This is a genomic window from Paraburkholderia sp. Ac-20340, assembly GCF_017104965.1.
Classification (GTDB): Bacteria; Pseudomonadota; Gammaproteobacteria; order Burkholderiales; family Burkholderiaceae; genus Paraburkholderia.
Map to the genome: position 1 here is coordinate 1 of NZ_JAAGPR010000077.1, position 2,295 is coordinate 2,295.

At 70.4% G+C, this 2,295-nt stretch carries 2 protein-coding genes and 1 pseudogene; all 3 read right to left on the reverse strand.

Features of this window, described 5'->3' with window-relative positions:
- Nucleotides 1-141 (reverse strand): annotated as a pseudogene (locus G3N59_RS37225) (3-oxoacyl-ACP synthase); the annotation flags it as partial.
- Nucleotides 138-1,358 (reverse strand): beta-ketoacyl-[acyl-carrier-protein] synthase family protein, encoded by a 1,221-nt coding sequence (locus G3N59_RS36735; RefSeq protein WP_205987905.1) that lies wholly within the window; start codon nt 1,356-1,358, stop codon nt 138-140. The pseudogene G3N59_RS37225 and the gene G3N59_RS36735, both read right to left, overlap by 4 nt.
- A 76-nt stretch (nt 1,359-1,434) precedes the next feature.
- Nucleotides 1,435-2,220 carry a polysaccharide deacetylase family protein gene (locus G3N59_RS36740; protein WP_205987906.1) on the reverse strand — a complete coding sequence of 262 codons (786 nt, stop codon included), beginning with the start codon at nt 2,218-2,220 and terminating at the stop codon, nt 1,435-1,437.
- Between the last annotated feature and the right edge of the window lie 75 nt (nt 2,221-2,295).

Genomic DNA, 2,295 nt, shown 5'->3' on the forward strand with positions numbered 1-2,295 from the left:
TGGCAGCGAGGCGGGCGGCGGCAGCACGGTGCGCGCGCTCGCGTAGGGCGTGCGGCCCGCGAGCACGTCGGCGGCGTGCGGCCAGTCGGGCAGACCCGGGCCGATCACGCCGATGCTTTCGAGGCAGACATGGAGTTTCATGGCGTGTTCGCCCCAAAGGATCGCGCGCTGCCGAACAGCAGGCTGCAGTTGGTGCCGCCGAAGCCGAACGAATTGCTCAGCGCGGCGCGCACATCGGCGTCGCGGCTTTGCAGCACGTAGTCGACGCCCAGTGCCGGGTCGGGCTGGGTGGTGTTCACGCCCGCGGGAATAAAGCGATGGCGCAGCGCGAGCGCGCAGGCCACGGCTTCCAGCGCGCCCGCCGCGCCCAGCGTGTGGCCGGTCGCGCCTTTGGTCGAACTCGCGGGCGCGGCGTCGAACAGCGCAGCGATGGCGCGGCTTTCGGCGGCGTCGTTGCTGGGCGTGGCGGTGCCGTGCAGGTTGATATAGCCGATGTCGCCCGGCGCGAGGCCCGCGCTGGCGAGCGCCTGTTCCATGGCCGCACGCGCGCCCAGACCGTCGGGATGCGGCGACGACATATGGTGCGCATCGCTCGACTCGCCTACGCCGATCAGCAGCACGGCGTCGTCATCGAGCGCATCGGCTTGCTGCGGCAGGCGTTCGAGCAGCGCAAAGCCCGCCGCCTCGCCGATCGAAATGCCGTCGCGCGCCACGTCGTACGGACGGCACGGCTGGCGCGACAGCAGTTCGAGCGAGTTGAAACCGTACAGCGTGGTCAGGCACAGCGAATCGACGCCGCCAACCACCGCCGCGTCGATCAGCCCGGCTTCGATCATGCGCCGCGCCGAACCGAACACCTTGGCCCCGGACGAACACGCCGAGGAAATCGACGTGGCCGGCCCGCGCAGCCCGAAATACGCGCGCACGAACGAGGCCAGCGCGTAGGGATTGTGGGTTTCGGCGTAGTGGAAACCGGCCGCGAGTTTGCCGGTGGCCATGTCGCGCTGGCGATAGGCGCGCTCGGTTTCGAGGATGCCGCTCGTGCTGGTGCCGACAAACACGCCCACGCGGTCTGCGCCGTAGCGCGCCACGGCAGCGGCGACGCTCGCGGCGAAGCCGTCCTGTTCGAGGCCGAGCTGGGCCAGCCGGTTATTGCGGCAGTTGTAGATCTCCAGGCCGGCGCGGATCGTCACATCGTCCACGCCTTCGACCTTGCCGATCCAGGTGTCGAGGTCGGCGCGTTCGAAATCGCAGGGCGCGAGGCCGCCGCGCTGGTTGCGCAGGGCGTCGAGCATCGCGTCGAGACCGCGCCCGAGGCAACTCGTGGCGGTGTAGTGCGAGAGCAGGAGTGGGTTCACGAATGTCGTCTGGTCGGGAGGTCGGTGAGGACGTGTTCGAGGACCGCCGGGCTGCGCGGCCCCACCTTGTCATTCATCAAATTTTATCAAACGGGGCCGCTTCAACCGCTTTTCCGGCGGAGATGTCGAGGCGTTTCGGCACTGCGGGCAGGCTGTCGGCGAGCGCCTCGCGCAGCGTCGTCCAGCGCAGTTGCGCGTGCGCGGCGGCGCGCAACAACTCGGGCAGCACCGCGAGGATCACGGGCTCGCCATCCGCGCCGCGCGCCGCATGGCCGTCGTGCAGCAACAGGATGTCGCGCGGCGCGAGGCTGTCCAGCAGGCGCTGCGTGACCTTGCCCGCGTCGCGCTCGCGCGTGTCGAAGCCGCGCCGCGTCCAGCTCGCCAGATGCAGGCCCAGATCGCAGAGCACCGGTTCGAGAAACGGATTGCGCAGGCCGGCGGGCGCGCGGAAGAACTGCGGGCGCGTCCCGGTGATATCGGCGAAAGTGCGCTGGGCGGTTTCGATTTCGCGGCGCAGCGCGCCCGGTCCCGACACCGAAAACGTATGCCGATGCCGCTGGCTATGGTTCTCGACGTCATGGCCGCGCGCGACGATCGCCTCGACCACGAGCGGATGCTGCCGCACGAGATCGCCGATACAGAAGAACGTGGCGCGTGCGCCGTGCGCGTCGAGCAGGTCGAGCACGCGCGGCGTGACTTCCGGGTCCGGGCCATCGTCGATGGTCAGGGCGAGACGGTTGTCGGGAGCCGCGTGCGCTGCGGCGTGCAGGGCGGGCAGGCGCGTCCAGTTCGGGCCGAGCAGCGCGCTTTTCGGCCTCGTCGCCCAGCGCGACCGCGTGCGAGAAGCCCAGGCCGCGCGCATCGGCCCAGCGCAGCACCGCGTTGGTCAGCGCGTTGGACTGCGAGACCCACGCCACGCCGCCCTTGCGCGCGACCG